General features: G+C 67.6%; 3 protein-coding genes (1 of these 3 running past the window's edge). 2 read left to right on the top strand and 1 reads right to left on the bottom strand.

Features of this window, described 5'->3' with window-relative positions; genetic code table 11:
* The first annotated feature begins 25 nt into the window (after positions 1–25).
* Positions 26–1,474 carry an IMP dehydrogenase gene (gene guaB / locus KB874_RS00800; RefSeq protein WP_212534631.1) on the top strand — a complete coding sequence of 483 codons (1,449 nt, stop codon included), beginning with the start codon at positions 26–28 and terminating at the stop codon, positions 1,472–1,474.
* Between the two features lie 58 nt (positions 1,475–1,532).
* Here guaB and KB874_RS00795 read toward each other — a convergent pair whose 3' ends face one another.
* Complete coding sequence (locus KB874_RS00795; RefSeq protein ID WP_212534630.1) at positions 1,533–2,261, bottom strand: efflux RND transporter periplasmic adaptor subunit; 729 nt, start codon at positions 2,259–2,261, stop codon at positions 1,533–1,535.
* Between the two features lie 238 nt (positions 2,262–2,499).
* Here KB874_RS00795 and KB874_RS00790 point away from each other — a divergent pair, with 238 nt between their 5' ends.
* On the top strand, positions 2,500–26,536 hold the 5' portion of the coding sequence (locus tag KB874_RS00790; RefSeq protein WP_212534629.1) for a putative Ig domain-containing protein. It continues 14,423 nt past the right edge of the window; 24,037 of the gene's 38,460 nt are visible here — the first part of the coding sequence; its start codon is at positions 2,500–2,502; its stop codon lies beyond the right edge, outside the window.

Below are 26,536 nucleotides of genomic sequence, written 5' to 3'. Positions count from 1 at the left end.
CCGAACCTTCCCAAGGAGTGCCCCCATGGAGATTCGCGAGGCCCTGACCTTCGATGACGTCCTTCTGGTTCCGGGCGCATCGAGCGTGCTTCCCTCCACCGCCGACACCCGCACCCGCGTGACGCGCTCCATCGCGCTGAACATCCCGCTGCTGTCCTCCGCAATGGACACGGTGACCGAGTCGCGCATGGCCATCACCATGGCGCAGGCCGGCGGCATCGGGGTGATCCACAAGAACCTGTCGATCGACGAGCAGGCCCGCCAGGTCCGCCGGGTCAAGCGGTTCGAATCGGGCATCGTGTACAACCCCGTCACGCTCCGCCCCGACCAGACCCTGGCCGATGCCAAGGCATTGACGGAACGCTACGGCTTTACCGGATTTCCGGTGGTGGACGACCAGCACCGCGTTGTCGGCATCGTGACCAACCGCGACATGCGTTTCGCCGAGCGCGACGACACGCCGGTGCACGCGATGATGACCCACGCCAACCTCGCCATCCTGCAGGAGCCGGCTGACCGGGGCGAGGCCATCGGCCTGATGAAGCAGCGTCGCATCGAGAAGCTGCTGGTGACCGACAAGGGGGGCAAGCTGACCGGCCTTCTGACGCTGAAGGACACGCAGCAGGCGGTGGTGCATCCCTCGGCCTGCAAGGACGACCTGGGCCGCCTGCGGGTGGCTGCGGCGACCGGTGTGGGCGACTCGGGGTTCGAGCGCTCCGAGGCGCTGATCGAGGCGCAGGTGGATATCGTCGTGATCGACACCGCGCATGGCCACAGCTCTGGCGTTATCGAGGCCGTCCGGCGGGTCAAGCGCCTGTCGAACGGCGTGCAGGTGATCGCGGGCAACGTGGCGACGGCCGAGGCCACGCGCGCGCTGATCGACGCGGGCGCCGATGCGGTCAAGGTAGGGATCGGGCCGGGCAGCATCTGCACCACGCGGATGGTGGCGGGCGTCGGCGTGCCGCAACTGACCGCGATCATGGATTGCGCGCAGGCGGCGGGCGACGTGCCGGTGATCGCCGATGGCGGCATCAAGTTCTCGGGTGACTTCGCCAAGGCCATCGCGGCGGGGGCCTCCTGCGCGATGGTGGGCAGCATGATCGCCGGAACCGACGAGTCCCCCGGCGAGGTGATCCTCTACCAGGGCCGCAGCTTCAAGGCGTATCGTGGGATGGGCAGTCTTGGCGCCATGGCGCGCGGGTCAGCCGACCGCTATTTCCAGAAGGACGCGGCCAGCGACAAGCTGGTGCCCGAGGGGATCGAGGGGCAGGTGCCCTACAAGGGGCCGGCCGGCACGGTGATCCACCAACTGGTGGGCGGCCTGCGCGCCGCCATGGGCTATACCGGTAACGCCACGGTCGAAGAGATGCGGCGCAACTGCCATTTCGTGAAGATCACCGGCGCGGGGCTCAAGGAAAGCCACGTGCACGACGTGCAGATCACCCGCGAGTCGCCGAACTACCGGATCGGCTGACAGGTCTCTGGCCGCGGCCGGGTCCAGGCGATCCGGCCGTGCGGTTCCGCTCGCCGCTTCAGGGAAAACTCAGCGTGCAGCGCAGGCCGGCTGGCAGGGACAGGTCGGCATTCTCGATCTCCATCCGCAGGCCGAATGTCGCCGTCGCGGCGTCGAACACCCGGTCGATCACGCGGATCGTGGCGGTGCGTGGCGTATCCAGCGGCGCCTCGGGTGTCACCAGGACCTGCTGGCCCAGTTGCACATGGGGGAAATAGGCGATCGGGGCAAAAGCCTCGACCCGCAGGATGTCGATGCGCGCGATGGTGGCGATATGCGCCTGTCCGTCGCGGTATTCGCCGGGATTGAGCAGGCGTTCAGTGACGACGCCCGCGACCGGCGACACAAGCTGTTTTTGCCGCAACAGTTCCTCTGCCTGGGTCAGCTCCAGCCCGGCCAGCACATGCGCGACCCGGGCCTCCGCCAGTTCCTGCCGCGCGACCTCGGCTTCCAGCGCGGCCTCGCGCGCGGTGGTGTCGGAAACCGCGTTCCGCTTGGCCAGCGTCTCTGTGCGGTCCGCCTGTTCCGTCAGGAAGGCGATCCGCGCCTCGAGCCCGAGAATCCCGGACTGGTCCTGCGCGCGTGTCGCGGCAAGATCGCGCTGGATTTCCTCCACCCGGCTGTCGAGTCGCGCAATGGGGTCGCCCGCGGCCACCACGTCGCCGCGATCCACCGCGACATCCGACACGATTCCGGCAACGGGTGTCGACAGGCGGACGACCTCGCGCGGTTCGATCAGGCAGGACACCGGCGCCAGTGATTCTGCCGCTGCCGAACCTGCCAAGAGCCAAGCGGCGGCAATCGACAGTTGTGCGATTCTCCGGGATTTATCGCCTAAGGAGCGCAAGAGCATGTCAGCCCCTCGAATGATCAAAATTGCGTTGATTTTGCGTGATCATGGTGTGTTAGGATACGAGGGTACGCAAGATTTTTTGAGCTATTCCGCCCCGTTTTGAGATGCGTCTCGTTTTTTTCGGGAAGCCGCTATGAAGGTTCTGGGTTTATCCAAGTGGTCTGGCCGAGTTCTGGAGAGGGACGATCGGGCGGTAACGGGACATGGCCTGCGCGTCCCTGGACATCGCAGGGACAACGTCCCGGACGCTGCGCTTCGGGCCCGGATCGGCGCCCTGAAAGGCGGGACCGCCCTGGCCCGCGGACTGCATGCCGAAACGTTCGAACCAAGGCTGCTGCTGTCGGCCGACCTCATCCCGGTTGCGGGCAGCATCGAGGTTCCCGGCGAGACCGATTTCTACACGTTCGAGCTGGCCGAGGAACGCACGATCCTGTTCGATGCGCTGACGCCGGATTCGCGGTTCACCTGGTCGCTGGAGGGCGCCGGGGGGCAATTGATCGCCCCGACCGCGTTCAGCAGTTCCGACGCCGCGCAGGGTGGCGAGTTGATCGCGCTGGAGGCGGGGACATACCGCATGGCGATCGACGCCGATGGTGATGTCACCGGCGAATATCAGTTCCGCCTGATCAACATCGCCAATGCCGACGTGATCGCGACCGGCGACGCTGTGTCGGGCGTGCTGGAAAGCTCTGGCCGCGAAAGCGACCTGTTCCAGTTCGAGGCGGTCGAGGGGCAGGAACTGTTCCTGGACGCCACCTCGGCGTCCGGTGGCACTGCCTACTGGCAGCTTGTCGGGCCGGACGGATCCACGATCTTCGGACCGACCAATTTCAACCCGTCGAGCGATCCGGCCCGCTTCGTGGTGCCGCAGAACGGCACCTATACGCTGTTGCTGGAGGGGTATCTCTACAACAGCTCGGACTATTCCTATGCCTTCACGGTGAACCAGGTCAGCGACCAGACCCGCGCGATCGCGCTGGACAGCGTGATCGAGGGCCGCATCGACGCGCCGGCGCAGCGCCACAACCTGACCTTCTCGCTGACCGAGGCGACGACGGTCTGGATGGACACGCTGACCGCGTCGCCGTTGAACTTTCGCCTGGAAGGGCCGCGTGGCATCGAGATCGCCACGGACCAGCTGCGCTATTCGGACTGGGCCTATGGCGAGCCGGTGCGCCTGATCGCGGGTGATTACACGCTGATCGTCGAGGGGATTTCAGGCGGCGTGGGCTCCTATGCGCTGCAACTGCTGACGCGCGCCTCGTCCGTGCAACTGGAGCGCGGCGCACAGGTCAACGAGATGTTGGATGACCAGGGCGCCTTTGCCGCGGGATACCGCGTGCCGTCGGGCGCCGGCCTGTCGCCGGATGCGGGCCTCGCGCAGCTCTTTAACGGATCGTCGCCCAAGATCGTCGTCGCCGACGCGGCCGGGCTGAAACCGGAGAGCCTGACCTTCGAGGCCTGGATCCGGTCGGACAATCCCAACGCCTTCGAGGTTCTGGCCGCCAAGAGCCAGGACGGGCAGTTCAGCGGCGGCTACGGCCTCTATGCTTCGTCGGGGCGGGTCTATTTCGCCGTCAACGAATGGTTTTCTGATGCGCACCGGGTGTCCGCCGCGCTGACGGCCGGGACGTGGACGCATGTTGCCGCGACCTATGACGGCGCGGCGTTGCGCCTGTTCGTCAATGGAGCGCTGGCCGAGGAACGGGCCCTTTCCACGCCGATCGCCCATGCCGATACGGCGCTGCATGTCGGGCAATTCTCCAACGGAAGCTACATCTTCAACGGCCAGATGGACGAGTTGCGCCTCTGGAGCCGCGCGCTGAACGCCGCCGAGATCGCCGCCGGTGTCGACCGTTTGCAAGCCGGTGCGGCAAGCGGGCTGGAACTGGCCTTCGGCTTTGACGCCACCGACACGCGGGCGGTGCCCGACATCTCGGGTAATGGGCGCAACGGGACGATGACCCTCGGCCCGGGCACGGAAACCCGGCTTTATCGGTTCGACGGCGCCGCCGGCGAGCGGCTGGTGTTCGGCCTGTCGCAGAACGCCAACGCCCAGATCCGGATCCTGTCGCCGACCGGGCAGACGATCCATGGGCCGTCTTATCCAAACGTGATCGACCCCTTCGTGCTGCCCGAGACCGGCGAATACATGGTCTCGGTCGAAGGCTATCCGTTCGAGTCCCGCGCCGTCGCCTACAGCCTGCTGCTGGTGCCGGAGGTCCGCCAGACCCTGAGCCTGTCGGTCGGCTCGCGGGTGGACGGAACGCTGAGCGCCGCGGGCGAGGCCGACGCCTATGCCTTCACGCTAGGCGGGCCGACGCAGCTGTTCATGGATACGCTCAGTTCCAACCGCTCCGACATCACCTGGACGCTGGTCGGCCCGCGCGGGGTCGAGGTGTCGTCGCGGCGCTTCGACCAGACCGACAGCTACGGCAACTACGCCAACACCGCGCTGACACTGCCGGCCGGCGACTATACCCTGATCGTCGACGGGGTCGGGGTTGCGGCCGGCGACTATGCGTTCCGCCTGTTCTCGCCTGCGGATGCCACGCTGATCGACTATGACACCGCCGCGCCGGTGACGCTGAATCCGCTGTCGGCAACGGCGGCCTACCGATTTGTCGCCGAGGGCGGCGACGTCATCTCGATCGAAGGGTTCGGCGTGGGCGCCTATGGCCGGCTGATCGACCCGTTCGGGCGCCAGATCATCGCGCCCAACCAGTTCTTCAGCGGCATCAGCACCACGCTACAGGCAAGCGGCACCTATCTGCTGCTGGTCGAAGGCTATCCGCAGGCCGCCACCGGCAGCGCCACTGGCAGCGTCACCGTCAGGCTCGACGACCAGGTGCCGCTGGCCAGCCTGACGGGAACGGCGATCACGCTGGGGCCTACCGTCGGCGGCAGCATCGGCACCGCGGGCGAGACCGAGGATTACGTCTTTACCCTGACGGACACCAGGCGGATCTATTTCGACGCGCTCGAGACGCAGGAGCAGAACACCTACTGGACGCTGGTCGGCCCGCACGGGCAAGAGGTGGTCAACCGCAACTTCTATTCCTCGGATTCCTACGAACTCAACACCAACGCGGCCCTGACGCTGACCGCCGGCACCTACCGCCTGCGCATCTCGAAGGATGCCAGCGTGACCGGTGCGTTCAGTTTCCGGGTCCTGGACCTGTCGCAGGGCGAGGCGCTGACCCTCGGCGTCGAGGAAACCGGCACGCTGGATCCGCGCCGGGCCAGCGCGGTCTACAGCTTTGCCGCCGAGGCGGGCGACCGGCTGGTGCTGGACCGGGCAAGCTGGTCCAACCTGTCCTACGGCCTGTCGGTCCGCTTCATCGATCCGTTCGGGCGCGAGTCGCGGCGGCACGTCAACCTGACCGATTCCGGCGTGATCGACATCCCCGTGGCCGGCACCTGGACGATGATCGTCGAAGGCCGGATCTACGACAGTGCCTCGGCGACCTCGTCCTATGCGTTCACGCTGACCGAGGTGGCGGACACGACCGCAGACATCGCCGTCGGCGACACGGTGACGGGCACCATCGGCACAGCCTACGGTCGGGACCGCTATCGCTTTTCGCTGGCCGAAGAGACCGACCTGGTCTGGGATTCGCTGGCCTATGGCAATGACGCCTATGTTGCGCTGACCCGGAACGGCCTGCTGCTGCGCGATTTCCGGGTGCAGACCTCGGACAGTGCCGAGACCTCGACCCCGCCGTTCCAGCGCCTGCCTGCTGGCGATTACGAACTGGTGGTGCGGGGCAACGGGAATACGGTGCCGTCCTATTCCTTCATGCTGTCCGATCTGGATGCGCTGGCGCAGGCGCTGGACCTCGACACGGCGGTGACCGGGCGGCTCGACCCGTCGCGGGGCACCCATGCCTACCGGTTCACCGGCGCGGCGGGCACCAGCGTGTCCTTCACCGCTGTGACCAACACGGGCGGCAGCTACAACGCCTATGTCCGGATCCTGGACCAGCATGGCACCCAGATCATGGCGCCGCGCTATCTCCAGGCGTCGGAGCCGGTGCAACTGCCGCGCGACGGCGATTACATCCTTCTGGTCGAGGGCCGGATCTACGAGGGAACCGACCGGGTCATCGACTACGGGTTCACCCTAGAGACTCCGCAGGATCCGGCGGTGCGCGCCATTGCGGTGGGTGATCGGGTCAGCGGAGCGGTGCTGCGCGCGGGCCAGGTGCACCGGATGACCATGACCGTCGCGGCAGATGCGCGGCTGTTCCTCGACAGTTTCACCAGCGACCCGAACCTGCGGATCCGCATCCAGGGGCCGGGCGGCGTGGACCGCACCTACAATTTCCGTGATGCCGACAGCGCCGATTTCAACGCCAATTCCGTCTTCGCGGCGCGCGCCGGCACCTACACAGTGACCGTCTACGGCGTGAACGGTGCGCAAGGCCCTTATGCCTTCGCGCTGCGCGACAGCGCGGATTCGACGGCGATCACACTGGGCCAGGCCATCGCAGGGACGCTCGATCCGGCTCGGGAAACCGATGTTTACCGCTTCGACGCCAGCGTCGGCGACAGTTTCCTGATGGATGTGCTGCGCGAGGACGGCGATTCCACAGGGGTCTACTGGCGCCTTATCGACCCGTCCGGCGCGCAGGAGATAGGCCCGACCCGCCTGTCGGACGGCGACCTGCGGACCCTGCGGCGCACGGGCACCTACACGCTGCTGGTCGAGGGCCGCACACGCGAGGCCGAGGCCGGCGTCATCACCTACGGTTTCACCCTGCAACCGGCCATCGTGAACAGCGTTGCGACGGATCTTGCGACCGGCAGCCTCGGGTCGGGGCTGGTGGCGGCGATCGGGCCCGAAGACGGGCCTGCGCAGGGCTTCACCGGTTACGAATATCTCGAACTGGCGCAGCCCGAGACGGCGATCACCGGTGATGTCAGCTTTGACCTCTGGTTCAAGGCAGATCAGCCGCAGGCGACCTGGCAGCCGCTTGTCTACAAGGCGGCGGGCAGCGTCGCGACGCGGCAATATACGCTGTGGCTGAACTCTTCCGGCTACCTGCACCTGACCAGCGCCGACAGCTCGGGGCAGATCTCGATCAACTCGCCCTCGGGCTCGATCACCTGGGATGAGTGGACCCATGTGACAGGCGTGATCGACCGCACCGGCCAGGAACTGCGGCTCTACCTGAACGGCGCGCTGGTCCAGACCGGGGCGCTTCGCGATGCGCCCAGCGTGACCATCGACAGCCCGCTGTTGCTTGGCCGCTCGCTGGAGGACACCATCGGGTTCGAGGGCGCGATGGCCGGGTTCCGCCTGTTCGGCGCCGCCCTGGACGAGGCGGACGCCGCCGCGTTGCACAGCGACGGCAGCCTTGTGCCGGTGCCCGTCATTGACCTTGCCATGACCGACGCGGCCGGATCGGCGGCGCTGGCCGGGTCGAACGGCCGTGACGCCGTAGTGCGCGATTTCTCGGGCGCACTCGGCGGCGTCTTCAAGGGACGGATCGAGAAGGCGGGCGAGGTCGACGTCTACAGCTTCACGCTGGATGCGCCGACCTGGCTCTACTGGGACACGCTGTCGAACCGGTCCGACATAAGGGCGCGGCTGACCGGGCCGGACGGCATCCGGATCGACCGGGCGCTGACCGACACGGGCGATACCGGCAACGGGACCAGCCCGCTTTTCCTGGCGCCCGCCGGGGAGTATACCCTGTCGCTGGACGGCAACGGCGCGGTGCAGGCGGCCTATGGTTTGCGCCTGATGACGCTCGACACGGTCGAGGCGCTGGCCCTGGGCGATGTCGTCGACGGCAGTCTCGACATGCGCCGGTCGGCGCGGGCCTTTACCTTCGACGTGGCCGCCGGCGACCGCATTTACATCGACGTCGAGTCGCTGGGCGTGTCGAGCAGTTCGGCGCAGTGGCGACTGTTCGATCCTTTCGGACAGCAGATCCTGATCGCCAATGCCGGCGATGTGGACGCGTTCGAACTGGGTGTCGCCGGATCCTACACGCTGGTACTCGAAAGCGACCGGCAACAGACCCCGATGGCCACGGTTCCCTACCGCTTCGGCGTCTACAAGGTGAATACCGATCCCATCGCAATCACCCTTGGCGGGCAGAACCCTGCCGCCGGGCCGCTGACGACCGAGGGCGGCATTGCGGGACAGGGGGTGGTCCTGCGCGGCGCGGAATGGCTCGTTGCGCAGGATGCCGCCCTGAACCGGACCGGCAGCATCACCGTCGAGGCCTGGGTGCGCATAGACCGCTTCGGCGATACCTGGATGCCGCTCCTGTCCAAGAGCAACCCCGACGGTGGCAAGGCCGACCACGACATCTGGATCAACGGCAACGGGTCGATCTATGCCTCGGCGGTGCGGTTCGACGGCGGGGTCGACTCGATCCAGACGGCGGCGGGCGCGCTGGTGGCGGGCGAATGGGCGCATCTGGCGGTCGTCCATGACCGCGGCGCCGGGCAGCAGCGCATCTACGTGAACGGCACCCTGTTGCGCGAAGAAAGCATGGGCACGCAGGTCGGCCGCGACCTGGGCGGGGCGCTGCTGATCGGGCAGGGCAGCGAGAACTCCAGCAATTACGGAGGGTTCGAAGGCGCGATAGACGACCTTCGGCTCTGGTCCGTGGCGCGCAGCGGCGCCGAGATCGCCGACGGGCACCTGTCGGCGCTTGCCGGCACCGAGGATGGCCTGGCGTTCTACCTGCCGCTGGACGCCTTTGCCGCCGATGGCACGACCGGCGATGCCGGGCCCGCCGGTCTGGCCGCGCAGCATGTGGACGGCACCGGGACGGGCGGCATCAGCGGCACGATCGGCGGCGTCGGACAGGAAGTCATCTATACGTTCACGCTGGACAGCGCGAAAAAGCTCTACCTCGACAGCCTGACAGAGCGCAGCGACATCCGGCTGCTGCTGCGCGGCCCCGCGGGCACCGTGCTGGACCGCCATTTCGCCCAGGTCGATTCCGAGGGCATGCCCAACCCGGTGCTGGACTTTCCCTCTGGCGATTACGAGCTGCTGGTGCAGGGCGCGGGTGATGCGCGCGGCAATTACAACTTCCGGCTGTTCGACCTGGCCGAGGCTGCGCCCCTGACGCTGGGAACGCGGGTCGACGGGCAGTTGCTGCCCTCGCTGCGGACCGCGGCCTACAGGTTCGACGGCGCCGCGGGGCAATCGCTCTATCTCGACGCGCTGGCAACCGATGGAGGCATGCGCTGGCGGCTGATCGACCCGCTGGGCCGCGTCACGCTGGGTTCGACCAGCCCGGCGGACCGGGGCGACGTGACCTTGCCGATCGACGGCACCTACACCTTCCTGGTCGAGGGGCTGTATTACTGGGGCGGGGACTCGCGTTATGCCTTCACGATCCATGACCAGACGCCACCCGCGCCGCAGGCGCTGACTCCCGGGGCGCGCACCACGGTCGATATCGAAACGCCCGGCCAGCGCCGGAGCTTCGCGTTCACGCTGAGCGACCCGGCGCGCCTGCTGATGGACGTGTTCGACAACCGGTCCGACCTGCGCTGGTCGCTGACCGGCGCCTCGGGCACCATCGTGGACGAGCGGCGGTTCGACCAGACCGATGCGCGCCAGTTCTCTGGCAACCCTCTGATCGACCTCGGCGCGGGCGACTACACCCTGACCGTCTGGGCGACCGGCGATTTCACCGGCGCGGTTGATTTCCGCCTGTTCGACGCCGACGCGGCGGCGACCGAAATCGTCTTCAACGACGAGCAGATCGGCAATCTGCCCGCAACCGGCCTGGGAACGGCGGTGTTCCGGCTGAACGGCGAGCGGCACCGCGCCTTCGACATGGACATGATCCAGCGGCCCGGCGGAAACACCGCCTGGCGGCTGATCGGGCCTTCGGGCGCCCAGGTGATCGGGGTGCGGAGCCTGAATGACGAGGGCGGGTTCGTGCTGCCGGAAACCGGCGATTACCTGCTGCTGCTGGAAGGCAGCGTGGCGGATGCCGCCAATTCCAATCAGTACCGGTTCAACCTCGTCTCGCCGAACCCGATCGATGCCAGCGGTGCGACGACAGAGGCCTTCGGGACCGGGCCGCACATTCCGCATGTGCTGGTCAACCATGCCGGCAACGCGGCGGCCGAGGAACCGGTCGGCGCCGGTGACAGCCGCTTGCGCCTGCTTGATCCTCTGTCGGCGGGAATGCGCAACACCATAGCCTTCGGCGCGACCGCCGCGGGCCGCTACGAGACCTTGCAGGCCGGGTTCGACTTTGACCTGACGGCGCCCGGGGTGGGCGCTCCGGGGAACGGGTTCGCGCTGCTGCTGGTGCCGACGGCGGTCTATGGGCGCTGGGGCGCGGTGCCCTCCTTCGGGCTCGAGCCGAATGTCCCGGACGTGCTGGCGGCCAGCATCGACCTGGTCCAGACCTCGGGCGACGGAGCGGTGCCGCACCTGTCGCTGCATTTCGGCTCGGAACTGGTCGAGGTGCCTCTGGGCGATCTCGGGCTTGACGCGGTCGGCGCCGGCCGGATCGCGCTGTCTGCCCAGCGGGTCGACGGTGGCGCGATGGTGACGGTGACCATCGACATGGGCGCGGGCCCCGTGACGGTGGTCGATGGCCGTTTCATCGGCGGGCTCGAACTCGCCGACCGGCGGCTGGTGATCCATGCCGAGAACGGATCGGCGAACACGATGGGGCTGGCGATCGACGACGTCTCCATCGCCACGACCGCGGCGGGCAGCGCGAAATCCGCGGCGCCGGGCGACGTTCTGACCGGCGACCTGACTCAGCCGGGCGCGGTGGATCGCTGGCAGATCGTGCTCACCGAAGCGGCGCGGGTGACGTTCGATTCACTGACCAACAACAGCTCCCTGCGCTGGAGCCTGAGCGGCCCGGTCGGAATCGGGGCGACCAGCTTTACCTCGACCGACGGATTTTTCGTCGGGGGCACCCCGTTCCGGGACCTGCCCGCCGGCACCTACGAGGTCGCGGTCTATTTCGCCAACACCTCGACGGGCAGCTACCAGCTTGCGCTGCGCGACGTCGCGGACGCGACCACGCTGGACCTGGGTGTCGAGACGGTCGTGACTCTGGACCCGGCCAACCGCCAGCAGGTCTTGGCGTTCGACTGGCCGGGTGGCGATACTCCGGTCTACATCGCCACGGCGCGGACGGGCGGCGCGACCAGCTATTACCGGCTGATCGGGCCGGATGGCACGGTCTATTTCCAGCAGAGGAACGACGGCACCCACAGCAGCCTCGACCGGCTGGGGCAGGCGGGGACCTATTACCTGGTCTATGACGGCCAGGTCGAACAGACGGCCCCCACGACAGTGGCTGTCACGGTCTACCGGCCGTCGCTGACCGAGACGGCGCTGGACCTCGACACAATCGTGACCGGCAGCCTCGCGGGGATCGGGGATCGCGTCGCGCATACCTTTACCGTGACCGAGACGCGGCAGGTCGTGATCGACACGCTGACCGACCGCGACGACCTGTTCCTGGCGCTCGAAGGGCAGGGCGGCACGCTGTATTCCGACCGGATCCGGCGGGTGGATTCCAACTGGCGCGGCGATGCGGCGGTGCTGACGCTGGCGCCCGGCCGCTATCGCATGGTGATCTCGGGCAGCGGCGCGGCGACGGGCGGCTACAGCTTTGCCCTGCGCGACCTGGCCTCGGCCGAGGCGCTGCCGCTGTCGACACGGGTCGACTACACCTTCGATCCCGGCCCGGCGCAGAAGATCTACCGTTTCGACGGACAGGCGGGCGATCAATTCTATCTCGATTTCCTCGAAGGGGCGCCGAACGGGTACTGGAAGGTGGTCAACCAATACGGTCAGCGGACCGGCGACCACACCTATATCCGCACCGACATGCCCGGCCTGACCCTGACCGCGTCGGGCCCGCATTACGTGATCCTCGATCCCTATGCCTACGAGTCCGGCACACCGTCGACGGCCTTCCGCCTGGTGCCGCTGACCGGCGCCCAGGTGGCGACGGCGCTGGACGAGACGGTGGAAGGCACGGTCGCGCTGCCCGGTCAGCAGGTCAACCACACCTTCACGCTGGCGGCGGACACGACGCTGTTCGTCGACGTGCTGGCCCCGGCCGACGGCAACTGGCGCTGGACGCTGACCGGCCCGCGCGGTCAGGTCTCCAGCCGGGCCTTCACCCAGTCCGACAGCCGCGACACGGGCACGCCGCCGCTGTTCGACCTGGTGGCGGGCGACTACGTGCTGACCATCGCGCCGCAGAACGGGGTGACGGGGGACTATTCCTTTGCCCTGCTCGACGCCGGCAAGGCCAAGGCGCTGACCCTTGGCACAACCGAATCCGACCAGTTGGCGCCGGGATCGGAAACCAAGCTTTACAGCTTTGATGCCGTTGCCGGGGACCGATATTTCTTCAACCTCGTCACCGGGGATTCCCGCACGCAATGGCGGCTGATCGACCCGTACGGGCGCGAGGTCTTCGACACCTCGGCCCAGGATATCGACACGATCGAACTGCTGGACACCGGGACCTACCTGCTTCTGGTCGAGGGACGGATCTACGATCCGGGCACGCGCGACTTTGTCTTCAACGTCTTTGCCAACCCGATCACCGCGCCGGTCAAGCTGACGCTGGAGGACGTGCCCGCGCCCGACTTCGTGATCGACAGCTTCACGCTGGACACCGCTGAGGATATCGAGTCCGGCGGGTTGGTGCCCCTCACATGGACGGTGCGAAACGCCGGCGACCTTGATTTCACCGGCGCGTTCAGCAACCGTGTCACGATCCGGCGCGCCGACACCAACGAGATCCTCGCCGACCTTGTCGTGCCGTTCGATGGAACCCTCGCGCAAGGCGGCAACGCGGTGCAGACGGCCAGCCTGCGGTTGCCGGTCGGCTCGCGTTCGGTCGGGGCGCTGACCGTCACCTTGCGGCTCGATGCCAACAACGAGGTCGACGAGCAGAACGATGCCGGCACGGCCGAGACCAACAACAGCGTCGTGCTGCCGGTCACGGCGGTGCTGGCCGCGCAACCCGACCTGGTGGTGCGCGACCTGGCCCCCGATCCCGCGGTCGGCTGGACGCCCGGCCAGACGGTCGCGGTCACCTGGACCGTCGCCAACGAGGGGCGCAAGCTGGCCGCGGCGCCCTGGACAGAGCGACTGGTCGTCACCAACCGCGCGACCGGACGGATCGTCTATGCCGAGGACATCCGCGAACGCGACGCGGGTCTCGCGGCGGACGGGACGCGCGACCGAAGGATCGAGTTCGGCTGGCCCGAAGGGATCGAGTCGACCGGCGAATACGATTTCGCCGTCACGGTGGATGCCCTCGGAGAGATCGCCGAGGCCAATATCGACGGCACCGGCGAAAGCAACAACGCCGCCACCCGCCGTATCGCATCGGCGCCCGACCTGGTGGTGAGCGATGTCGTCTTCGACGTGGCCGAGGCCACGGCGGGCGGCACCGTCACCGTGACCTGGACATTGCGCAACGAGGGCACCGCTGCGACCCCGGGCGACTGGACCGACTGGGTGCGCCTGGTCAACCAGACGCGGGGCACGGTGATCCACTCGGTCGCGGTAGCCGGGCCGGGCCAGCGCCTGGAGCCGGGACAGGAGGTCACGCGCAGCGTCACCTTCACGGTTCCCGACGGTCTCGCCGGGGTCGGAACCCTGCGCGCCGAGATCCGCGCCGACAGCGACACCAGCGGCCGGTCGGCCCTGAACGAGGCCCGCGACGGGGTCTCGGCCGAGAACAACAACTACGCGCAGGCGCTGGTCAGCAGCGTCGCGCGCCCCTATGCCGACCTGGTGACGACGATCACCAGCGTGCCGTCGGACGCGCGTGGCGGCGAGACCGGCACGGTGGGTTGGCGGGTCGAGAACCGCGGCGCGACCGGCACCGGCGCGGCGGCCTGGGTGGACCGGGTCTACCTGTCGCGCGACGGCGTTCTGGACGGGTCGGACACGCTGCTGGCCGAGGTGGCGCGCAGCGGCGCGCTGGGTGTCGGCGCCTTCTATGACGGTTTGGCCACGATCACGCTGCCTGCCGGCATCGAGGGCGACGTGCGGATCATCGTCGTCGCGGATGCGGCCCAGGCCGTGCTGGAGCCCGACACCCGCGGCTCGAACCAGACCAATGCGGCGCTGACGCTGTCCTCGCCCTTTGCCGACATGGCGGTGCAGGCGGTCACGGCGCCGTCGGGCTCTTTCACCGCGAACCAGCAGGTCGAGGTGCTGTGGCGCGTCGCCAACCTTGGCCCTGACCCGGTGAGCACTGCGGCGCGATGGATCGACCGGGTCTGGTTGTCGGCGGATGACGCGGTCGGCGCGGGAGACTACCTGCTGACCGAACTGCCCCGCTCCGGCCCGCTGGCGGTGGGCGCCAGCTACAGCCGGTCGGCCACGGTGACGCTGCCGCCGGGCTTTGTCGGCTCTTACCGGGTGATCGTCGAGACGAACGCCACGGGCGGCGTCTATGAGCGCGGCGCGGCGACCAACAACGCCCGCGCGGCCGCAGGCAGCCTGTCGATCGCGGCGGCGCCCTCGGCCGACCTCGTGGTGACGGATGTCGACGGCCCGGCCGCGCTGGTGCCCGGCGTGACCGAAACCGTCGCCTGGACCGTGCGCAACAGCGGCGAGGCCGTGGCGCGCGGGCCGTGGTCGGACGGGGTCTACATGGTGGGTCCGGGCCTGGGCGGCGGGCGCTTCCTTGGTGAGCTTGTCCGCACCTTCGATCTTGCTGTCGGGGCAGAGTATTCCGCCAGCCTTGCCGTGACCATTCCGACGGTGGGAGAAGGCGATTACCGGATCGAGGTGCGCAGCGACTTCCGCGCCCAGGTCTTCGAGGGCGGCCGCGACGGCAACAACAGCGGCGCGACCGGCGACCTGGGGCTGCTGCATCCAAACCTGACGGTCAGCGACCTTGCGCTTGACCGTGCAGCGCTGGTCTCGGGCGAGAGCCTGCGCGTGACGTGGGAAACGCTGAACGCGGGGCTGGGCGCCGCGACCGGCGACCGCACCGACCGGATCTGGCTGAGCCGCGACGGCGCGCTCGATCCGTCCGATATCCTGCTGGGCGAGACGGTGGTTGGCGACGGGCTGGCCGCAGGCGCCTCGGGCGTCGCCTTTGCCGACGTGACGATCCCGATCTCGGCCTCGGGGGCGTGGTTCATCCTGGTCGGAGTCGATGCCGGCCTGTCGGTGTCCGAACCCGGCGCCGAGGACGACAACCTGGGCTTCGCCGCACTGGACGTGACGCTGGCGCCCTATGCCGATCTCGAAGTGACCGAGGTCAGCGCCCCGAACCTGCTGGTCGACGACCCCGCGCGGCTGGACATCAGCTGGACGGTGGCGAACACGGGCACCGGGCGCGGCATCACCGAGACCTGGGTCGATCGCGTCTGGCTGGACCGCGATGGCATTCGCGGCAATGCCGACGACATCCAGCTGGCGGTCTTCACCCATGTCGACGGGTTGGACAAGGATGCCGAGTATACCCGCACCGAAAGCTTCCTGCTGCCGCCGGCGCTGACCGGGCGTTTCACGCTCTACGTCACCACGGATTCGGCGGGGGCGGTGTTCGAGAACGGTCAGGAGGCAGACAACACCCGCGCGCTTGCGGGCGTCTTCGACGTCTCGCCGATCCCCTATGCCGACCTGGTGGTGACGTCCGTCACCGCACCGGCCGAGGCTCAGTCTGGCGACGAGCTGGTGCTGCGCTGGACGGTGGCGAACGAGGGCATCGGCCTGACCCAGGTCAGCCGCTGGTTCGACGAGGTGTTCATCGCCGACAATGCCGCCGGCACCGGCCGCGTGCGGGTCGGCAGTTTCGACCACCTAGGATTCCTTGCGCCGGGGGGCAGCTATGACCGCGAGGCGACGGTGCGCCTGCCCGACGGCTGGGAAGGGCCGGCCTATTTCTTCGTGAAGGTGCCGGGCAGCGGCAACCACCGCTCCACCACGCCCTACGAGTTCGTCTTTACCGATGCGGGCAACGAGGGGGCTTCGGCCGAGACCAACGTCACCCTCTCGCCGCCGCCAAACCTGGTCGTGACCGCCGTCAGTGCGCCCGCCAGCGCCCCCGAGGGATCGTCCATCGACGTGACCTGGACCGTGTCAAACACCGGCACCGGCCCGGCCGAAGGCACCTGGACGGACCGCGTCTTTCTGCGCAAGGCGGGCGGCCTGACGCCCGATATCGCCATCGGCACCTTCAGCTATACCGGGCCGCTTCAGGCCGGGACCAGCTATACCCGCCGCGAACAGATCAAGCTGCCGGTCCAGACCAACGACCGCTACGACCTGATCGTGGTGACGGATTTCGGTAACGCCGTCTACGAGCACACGAAGGAGGGGGACAACGAATCCGGCGGCGCGCAGGAAATCACCGTCAGCCGCCTGCCGCGCCCCGACCTCCAGGTATCGGGGGTCGAGACCGGTGCGACCTATACCTCGGGCGCGACGGGCAGCCTGCGCTGGACCGTCATCAATCAGGGCCCCGTGGCGACCACGGTGCCGAACTGGACCGACACGGTCTACCTGTCGCTGGATGACAAGATCACCTCGGACGACATCGTGCTGGGCTCTTTCCAGAACGAATCCGCGCTTGGCACGGGGGAGGAATATCTCAGCCGCGAGGCCAGCTTCCGCATTCCCGAACGTTTCCGCGGCACCGCCTTCCTGCTGGTCAAGACCGACAGCGGCAACGCGGTCGAGGAATGGCCGAACGAGAACAACAACCTCTGGGTGCAGGAGATCGACATCACGCCGATCCCCTTCGCCGACCTCGTCGTGCATGACGTGGTGACACCCTCGCAGAGCTTCGAGGGGAACGAGGTCACGGTCACCTATTCGATCACCAACCGCGGTGCCGGGGCCAGCAACATCGGCAACTGGGCCGAGCAGATCTGGCTGACTACAGACAAGAACCGCCCGCATCCGGGGCAGGGTGACATCCTGCTGACCACGCTGCAATACAATGGCGGCGTCCTGGACGTGGGCGAGGGCTATGATCGCACGGTGACCGTCAAGCTGCCGGATGCGGTTGTGTCGGGCACCTACTACATCACGCCCTATGTCGATCCCTACGGCACGGTGCTCGAGGATGCGCTGGCGGTGAACGTCAACCCCGACGACCCGACCGAGCTGAATTCCAGCAACTGGAAGGCGGGTGGCGGCGACATCATCGGTGCCGGCCGGGCCTTGCAGATCATCGGCAACCCGCCCGACCTGACACGCCCCGACCTGGGCATCACCATCGATGCCGTGACCGCCGAGGCGGTCGCCGGAGTGGACGGACAGAACGAATTCGAGGTCCGCTATACCCTGACCAACAAGGGAGACAAGGACGCCGAGGGCTATTCCGTCGAACTGATCCTGAGTTCGACCCCGGGGTTGAACGTGCCGGGGCAGGAACGCTGGTTGATCGGCCGCTACAGTGGCGACAGCATCGCGGTCGGCGCCAGCCGCAGCTTTACCCAGGTGGTCAAGCTGGCTCCGGGGCTGGATGGGGCCTATCTGTCCGGGATCGTGACGGTCTTCCAGGACTCCGATAGCACCGACAACCTGGATACCGCCGAAACCCGTGTGCGCTCGCCCGAACCGAACCTGCGGGTCAAGCAGATCGTCCTGCCGCCCGAGGCGCGGTCCGGCGAGAAGGTCACGATCAGCTACACGGTCGAGAATGACAGCGACACGGCGATCTGGGCCGACACCGCTTGGTGGAAGGACGAAGTCTGGTTCAGCCGCGACCCCGAGTTCATCCGCGACCGCGCGGTGCAGCTGGGAACCCTGACCATCGCGAACGACGCGGGGCTGGATGCCGGCGCCGCCTATACACGGTCGTTCGAGGCCACTCTGCCGCCGGGCATCGACGGCGACTATTACATCTACGTGTTCACCAACACCAATGGCGGCCTGACCGAGGCACAGCGGACCTGGCCAGAGTTGAACGGCAACAACGCCGCCAACGCCGCATTCCATAACCGCTATGCCTTCGAGCATCCCGAGGGCACGATGCTTCGGGCGGACTTGCCGGTCATATACGACGAGCCCGACCTCCAGGTGACGGCGGTCACGGTGCCCGACGGGCTGCAAGCCGGGCAGACCGTCGACATCACCTTCGAGGTGACGAATGTGGGCACCCGCGCCACGCGCGAGGAAGTCTGGGTGGACCGGGTCTACCTGTCGCTCGACAGCTCGCTCGACGGTGGCGACTTCCTGCTGCGGCGAGAGGAGGGCGGGCGCGAGATCAAGGCCGAGCACGTGCGGCGGGGCGTGCTGGCGGCGGGCGAAAGCTATCTTGCGACCGTGCGGGTCACGCTGCCTTTTGAGGTCACAGGCGATTACCACATCCTCGCCGTGGCCGACAGCGACCTTGGCGACAGCTATTATTCGCGCAGCACGATCTCGCCGCGCCTAGCCGGTGTGGCGGGTGCCGCGGGCGGGGTGGTGCGGGAATTCCAGGGCGAGGGAAACAACACGACCTTCAAGAAGGTCACGGTCGATCCCTACAACGCCCCCGACCTGACCGTCTCGCGCATCGAGGTATCGGAACGCGCGACGCGCGGGCAGGCGTTCGACCTCAGCTATACCGTCACCAACCTTGGTGGTCCGATCCCGTTCCAGCAGGCCCGCTGGGACGACCTCGTGTATCTCAGCCGCGATCCGTTCCTCGACTTGACGGCCGACCGCTTCATTGGGTCGATCCAACGCACGGAATCGCTAGCGACGGGCGAAAGCTATGACGTCACGCGCAGCTTCACCGTGCCCACGGACCTGGCGACCGAGGCGTATTACGTCTTCGTCGTGACCGACCCACCCAAGGGCGGCGGGCGCGGCGCGATCTTCGAGGCGGACGACCGCAACAACGCGGCCTCGCCCGCGACGCCGATGATCGTCGAACTGCCGCCGCCGACCGATCTGGAGGTGACGTCGATCAGCCTGCCGGCCAATGCGCGGGCGGGCGAGCCGATCACCATCAGCTGGACGGTCACCAACCAGTCCGACGACGTGGTGGCCGAGGGCCGCTGGTCGGACAGCGTCTTCCTGTCCGATGACGGCATCTGGGATTTGCGCGACGTGCCGATCGGGCGGGTCTCGACGCAAGGCCCGCTGAATCCGGGTGAAAGCCGCACGTTGACGCTGGTCACCACGATGCCGGCCGCGACGCCGGGCGGGTATCGGGTGATCGTGCGCACCGACATCTTCAACCAGATCCACGAGGGCGTGCAGGAGGCCAACAACACCACCGCCTCGGCCGACGTGTTGCAGACCACCGTGGACGAGTTGCTGATCGGCACGCCCACAACCGTCACGCTGACGCCCAAGGGCGAAAAGCTTTGGCGGATCGAGGTGCCGCCGGACGAGACGATGCGCGTGACGGTCGTGTCCTCTGACCCTACGGCCTCGAACGAGATATTCCTGCGCCACGACGCGCTGCCGACGCCAAACGCCTTTGACGCGACCTATGAGGGCGCGCTGTCGTCCGACCTCGTGGCCTTCGTGCCGTCGACAGAGCCGGGAGTCTACTACGTCTCGCTGCGCAACTTCTCGGGCAAGCCCGAGGGCACCGACCTGACCGTTCTGGCCGAGCTTCTGCCGCTGGTCATCACCGACGTGCAGACGGATCGCGGCGGGTCGTCGAACTTCGTCACGACCAGGATCTCGGGTGCGCAGTTCTCGGACGCTGCCACGGTGAAACTGGTCCGCCCGGGCATCGCCGAATTCGCCCCGGTCGACTGGCGGGTGGTCGACAGCCGCACCATCATCGCCACCTTCGACCTGGGCGACGCGCCGCACGGCCTGTATGACGTGCTGGTCACCAACCCCTCGGGCGCGGCGGCGATAAGCCCTTACCGCTTTCTGATCGAACGCAGCATCGAGGGCGACGTGACCATCGGCATCGGTGGCAGCCGCATCGTCCTGCCCGGCGAGACCGAGACCTATTCCGTCGCGCTTCAGAACCTCGGCAACCTGGATGCGCCCTATACCTATTTCGAGGTCGGCGTTCCCGAGTTGCACCTCAACCCCTGGGTCTACGGCCTGCCGTTCCTGGAGTTCTTCACCAACGTGCGCGGCACGCCGGACGGCGCCGCCGGCAGCGCGAACGCGGACATCTTCTGGAACGGTTTGGAAAGCATCGTCAACAAGGACGGCCAGCTGGCCACGCGCGGTTTCCTTTACGACCTGCCCGCCGACGGTTTCGCAGGCTTTACCTTCAACATCTCGGCCTATCCGGGCCTCAAGGAACTGGCCGACGAGGCGTTCGACGGGTTCCGCAAGCGCATGGCGAATGTCCTGCCCGAACTCGACGGCATTCTCGAAGGCGGCGAAGGCAAGATCGGCGAATGGTTCGACGCGCTGACCGAGAAGGCGACCGAGATCAGCGCCGGCCTGGGCGCGGCCCTGTCTGCCTTCCCCTTTGAAGAACTCTACAAGCAGAACGTGGCCAAGCCGGGCGAGTGCGAGATCCCGTTCATCCCGTTCCGTTTCCACATCTACGCCGCCGCGACCTCGATGACGCGGGACGAGTTCATCGCCTTCCAGACGCGCGAGGCGCTGGCGCTGCGCGATGCGATCCTCGCCTCCGACGATGCGCCCGCGCCGCTGGTTGCCATCGTTGCCGATCCGGATCTCTGGGTGGATATCTTCATGGCGGGCCTCGAACAGGCGGGCATCCTGCGCGCCGAGGACGCGATCCCGCCGATCCGGACGCACCAGGAAATCCTGTCGCTGATGACGACGCTGGCCTCGGGCATCCTGTTCGGCCCGGCGGGGCAGGACATCCGCTCGGACGGCGACATCCTTGGCTTCTTCGAGCAGCTGCGCACGCTGTATGGCCACGATCCGAACCTGATGGCCGACATCGAATACTACGATCCGCGCCAATCGGACTGCTACGAGGGCGAGATCCCGGTGCCGCAACTGCCGGTGTTCGAGGATTACGACCTCGGCCTGACGAACCAGACCCATTTCGAGGCGGTGCGCATCTATTCGCCCTGGGTGCCGTTCGAGTTTCGTGGCGCCGCGCTGCCGGCGGACTTCATGAACAACGGCGTCGCCCCGGTCGATGGCGACGAGTTCGAGGCGCTGGATTTCTCGCGCTACTTCGCCGACCCGGCGAACGTGGCGGGGCTGGCATCCCTGTCCGGTCCGCAGACGCTCGAGACGATGGGCTGGCTGCCCGCGCGCGAGCAACTGCCCTTTTCGGTTAAATTCGAGAACGACGCGAATTCGCCAGTCCACGCCAACCAGATCGAGATCGTCACGCAGCTCGATCCCGATCTCGATCCGCGCAGCTTCCAACTGGGCGACATCAAGATCGGCGACATCACGATCGACGTGCCGGACGGGCGCTGGTTCTACCAGGACGAGATCGACTTCAGCCAGAGCCATGGCTTCCGCCTGCGTGTCTCCGCGGGCATCGACCTGTTCCAGGACCCGGCCTCGGCGCGTTGGGTGTTGCAGGCGGTCGACCCGCTGACCGGCGAGGTGTTGCAGGACGTGACTCGCGGCCTGCTGCCGCCGAACACGGCCGGAGACATCGGCGCGGGCTTCGTGTCCTGGACGGTGAAGCCGCGGCAGGACGTCGAGACCGGCACGCGCATCACCTCGTCGGCACGAGTGCTGTTCGATACCGCCGCGCCGGAATCCACCAACGAACTGGTGCAGGTGGTGGACGGGGCTGCACCCACGACGTCGTTGACCGTGCAGCGGATCGCCGGGACCGACAGCTATGACGTGCGCTGGAGCGCGACGGACGATCCCGGTGCGTCGGGGGTCAAGCATGTCACCGTCTATGTCGCCGAGGATGGCGGCGATTTCCGCATCTGGCAGCGCCGGGTCGCGGGCACATCGGGCCTTGCCACCTTCGACGGCGCTGCGGGCAAGGCCTATGAATTCCTCGCCCTCGCCACGGATGTCGCGGGCAACCGCGAGGCGCCGCGCGACGGCTCGGTGACCACATCGGACGGGCAGGCGGTGAACCTGGGCGGCACGCCAACGGTTGACCAGACCACGGCGCCGAATTTCGGTCAGCCGCCCGCGCCGGTCGACCTGCCATCCACCAACGAATTGTTCCGCCTGGCGTCGCAGAACGTCCCGGCGGCCGATCCGCTGGTCAACCAGCCGGACTACACACGCGTTCTCAGCCCGATGGCGGGGTCCGCCTTTGCCACCGGTTTCGTGCAGTCAAACGCCGGCATCGGCCCGATGGCGATCCTCGAACTTGCTGACGGGTCGATCCTGGTGTCGGGCGGGGCCAATCGCGGATCGCTCTACCGGTTCGGCACGTTCGGCGGCGAGGCCGGTGCGGAAACGCTGCTGGCCGAGCTCGACGATCCGATCTTCAACCTTGCGCAGGATGCCGAGGGGCGGGTCTGGGCCACCACCGGTGGAGGCGCGCTGCTGCGCCTCGATCCGCTGACCGGCGCGGTGCTGGAACGGCATGGCGACGGCCTGACGATGGGGCTTGCGGTCGAGGCGGCGACCGGCCTGATCTATGTCGGCACCAATGCGGGCGTCTCGATCTTCGATCCCGAGACCGGCCAGTTCACCCAGTGGAGCCGGGACGAGAACCTGCGTGTCGGATCGCTGGCCTTCGACCAGCGCGGAGTCCTGTGGGCGGTGACATGGCCCGACCGCGCGCAGGTCGTGCGCTTTACCGACCGGCAGCGCGCCGAAACGATGCTGAAGTTCGACAGCCAGATCGACTCGATCGCTTTCGGCCAGCAGGGCACCATCCTCGAGGACCTGCTGTTCGTCTCGGCCAATACGGGCCGTGTTTCGGGCACCGGCGAGGCGTCGGAAGGCTCGGCGCTGACGATGGTCGATCTCGAGACGCTGAACCGCATCGAGCTGGCCACCGGCGGCAGCCGCGGCGACGTGGTGATCGCCACCGCCGATGGGCGCATCCTGGTCAGCCAGAGCGGGCAGGTCGACGTGATCTCGCCGGCCTATGCGCCCAGCGTGGTGTTCACCAACCCCGCTGCCGACGCGGTGGTGCCGCTGCCGATGCCGGTCATGGCGATCCGCTTTGACCAGGACATGTATGTCGGCGCGGCGGATCAGCCCGCATCTGTCATCAACCCGGAAAACTACGTCATCACGGATGCCGAAGGCACCCGCGTGACGCCAACGGCGGTGGTCTACGACATCGCCAGCCGCACCACGCTGCTGCGCACCGACGGGCTGATCCAGGGCGACTATACCGTGACGGTCAAGGCGGCGCTGACCTCGCTCCAGGGGATCCGCATGGGGGCGGATCATGTCACGACCTTCAAGGCGCTGGACGACCTGTCGGCGCTGGTCGACGTGGAATTCTTCCGCACCCGCTATGACCGAGCGTCGGGGACGGTCAGCTACGAGGTGCGCCTGACCAACAAGACCGACCGCGACATCGTCCTGCCGGTTCTGCTGCTGCTCGATCCCTCACAGGGCTACGAGGGCGTGCCGAGCGCCGCCAATGGGCGCACCGATGACGGGCTGTGGCTGATCGACCTGACCGACAGCCTGCCGCCGGGCGGCCGTCTGGGGGCAGGCGAGACGACCACCGGCGTGACCGTCGCCATCGTCACCCCGAACCGCTTGCGGGTCGAGTTCACCGCAGGCGTCGCGGCATCCTCCGGGCCGAACGCGGCGCCGGTCTTCCTGACCGTGCCGCCGACCATTGCCGAGCTTGGCCAGCCCTTTGTCTACGATGTCGATGTCGAGGATCCCGATGGCGAGGTGGTGGTCTATTCGCTGCTGTCGGCCCCGAATGGCATGGAAATCGATGCGTCCAGTGGCCTGATCACCTGGACGCCGCTGACCGGCGCCAACGCCGAAACCCCGGTGACGGTGCAGGTCTTCGACGCACGTGGCGCGGTCTCGCTGCAACGCTTCGTCCTGTCGGTGACGGGCGGCAACCGGGCGCCGGTGTTTACCGGCGTGCCCGCGACGGTCGATGCCCGCGAGGGCGGGTTGATCCAGTTCGACGTGATAGCCTCGGACCCCGATGCCGATGCGGTCATCACCTGGGTCGACGGCCTGCCGCAGGGGGCCAGCTATGATCCGCAGACCCGCCAGTTCACCTGGGGGCCGGGCTATGGCCAGGCCGGTACTTATAAGGTGGTTCTGCGCGCCTCTGACGGCCGCCGCGAGGCAGCGACCGAGGTCGAGATCCGTGTCGCCGAGGCGCTGCGCCCGGTCACGCTCCAGGTTCCGGCCAGGATCACCGCATCCGAGGGCGACCGCATCCGCTTTGTCCTGAGGGCCGAGGCGGAACCGGGCGCGACGCTGGATTTCGGCGTGGTCAACCAGACGCTGCCCTTCGGCGCGACGCTGAACGCGGCCACCGGCGAATTCGAATGGATTCCGGGCTATACTCAGGCCGACACCTACGAGATCTTCTTTGCCGTGTCCGATGGCACCGGCGTCGCCGTGCAGCGCATGGAGATCGAAGTGCTGGCCAGCAATGGCGCGCCGGTCTTCGACGAGTTCGACGGGCTTCAGGTCTACGAGGGTCAGCAGTTCGCGCTGCGTGTCTTTGCCTTCGATCCGGACAACCCGTTCTATGAACCGGGCTACCGCAACCTCGACGGCGATTTCGTCGAAAGCGGCGACATCCCCAAGAGCGTCACTGTCGAGATGCTGGGCGACCTTCCCGAGGGTGCGAGTTTCGATGCCGAGACATGGCAGCTGCTGTGGACGCCCGGTCCGACCCAGGCGGGCAGCTACGATTTCACCGTCCGGGCGACCGATGATGGCGTCGATACCGGCGTGCCGCTGTCGGTGACGGAAACCTTCACCCTGACGGTGCGCGAACTGAACCTCGCGCCGGTGGTGGCGGATGTGCCGACGATCACGCTGGCGCGGGGCGACGTGCAGGAGATCGCCGTCAACGCCGTCGATCCCGACGGCGACCCGATCACGCTGCAACTGGTGAACGAACAGCCGGGCTTTCCACTGCCGGACTTCGTCAGTTTCACCGACAATGGTGACGGCACCGGGACGATCCGGCTTGCGCCGCAGGTCGGCGACCGGGGCGCCCATGCGCTGACGCTGGTGGCGACCGACGATGGTGGCGCGCAGGGCCTGCCGCGCGGCGATTTCCACACTTTCGTGGTCGAGGTCGAGGCCGATAACGAGCCGCCGCAATGGGTCTACCAGTCCGACGTGGTGGCGGTGATCGGCGAAAGGCTGAGCCTGACGCTGACCGCGCGCGACCTCGACCAGGACGCGCTGACCTATGCGCTGACTGGCCTGCCGGCCGGCGCCGTGCTGACCGCCGATCCGCTGGTCTATGGACGGGCGCTGCTGGAATGGACGCCGACCGCCTCGCAGGCGGGCAGCTATACCGCGACGATCCGCGCGACCGATACCGGGGCGGATGGCAAGACCGCGCCCGCGACGACCGACGTGGCCCTGGGTATCACCGTGCGCGCTGCCAACGCGGCGCCGGTCCTGAATCCGGTTGGCCAGATCACCGGGGTCGAGGACACGCCGCTGACCGTCACCTTCGGCGCCACGGACGACGATGACGACGCGCTGACCTTCAGCGTCGAGGGCCTGCCGCTGGGCGCGCGGTTCGACCGTGCCACCGGGCGGCTCGACTGGACGCCGAACGCCGCGCAGGCGGGCAGCTACACGATCGGGCTGACGGTTTCGGACGGCAATCGCAGTTCGACCGAAAAGGTCGAGATCCGCATCGACCCGCAGAACCGGGCGCCGGTCTTCGTGCCGATGCTGACGCAACTGGGCCGCGAGCGGGCCGAGATCCGCTTTTCCGTGATCGCTGACGATCCCGATGGCGATCCGGTGAAACTGTCGGTCGTGTCGGGCCTGCCCCAGGGTGCGGCCTTCTCTGTGGAAAGGGGCGAATTCGTCTGGCTGCCCGGCTTCGAGCAGGCGGGCACCTATACCGTGACCTTCGCCGCGACCGACCCGACCGGCCTTGTCACGCGCCTGTCGGTCGATATCGACATCGCCAACGTCAATCGCGTGCCAGAGCTGGTAGCGTCTGACCGCGCCTTCCTCGTGGGCGAGGAAAAGCGCTTTACCCTCGAGGCCTCTGACCCGGATGGTCAGGCGCTGACCTTCGAGGCGCTGAACTTGCCGGAAGGGGCCACGCTGGACGCCACGACCGGTGAGGTCGCCTGGACACCGGGGCCGGGGCAGGTGGGCGAATACTACGTCACCTTCATCGCCTCCGACGGGGCGCGCA

Origin of the sequence: Thetidibacter halocola (genome assembly GCF_018224955.1) — a bacterium.
In the GTDB taxonomy this organism is placed as follows: Bacteria; Pseudomonadota; Alphaproteobacteria; order Rhodobacterales; family Rhodobacteraceae; genus Thetidibacter; species Thetidibacter halocola.
Note: the sequence above shows the minus strand (reverse complement) of the source record. Positions and strands in the feature narration are given on the sequence as shown.